At 38.5% G+C, this 314-nt stretch carries 2 rRNA genes; both read left to right on the top strand.

Going from position 1 to position 314, the window contains the following annotated elements:
* Positions 1-96: ribosomal RNA gene (locus tag Tmeso_RS16085) — 23S ribosomal RNA — on the top strand; the annotation flags it as partial.
* Between the two features lie 96 nt (positions 97-192).
* Positions 193-309: ribosomal RNA gene (rrf, locus tag Tmeso_RS16080) — 5S ribosomal RNA — on the top strand.
* The last annotated feature ends 5 nt before the right edge of the window (positions 310-314 follow it).

Raw genomic sequence — 314 nt, 5'->3', positions numbered from 1 at the left:
TAAGATCCCAGGAAGACTACCTGGTTGATAGGTTCAAGGTGTAAGCTCAGTAATGAGTTCAGCTGATGGATACTAATAGATCGAGGACTTAACCTAATTTAAATCTGATCAATTTTGAGAGTATTAACTTTCAAAAGAAAAGTTGACAAGATACACTAAAGATGATAAAATATATCTTGTTTGACAAAAATATGTGGTTATTATAGCAAAGAGGATACACCTGTTCCCATTCCGAACACAGAAGTTAAGCTCTTTAGCGCCGATGGTACTTGGAGGGCAGCCTCCTGGGAGAGTAGGACGTAGCCACGTATGTT

It is taken from the genome of Tepidibacter mesophilus, assembly GCF_002724055.1.
GTDB lineage: Bacteria > Bacillota > Clostridia > Peptostreptococcales > Peptostreptococcaceae > Tepidibacter_A > Tepidibacter_A mesophilus.
The sequence above is the reverse complement of the archived record's forward strand: the minus strand, read 5'-3'. Positions and strand labels throughout refer to the sequence as shown.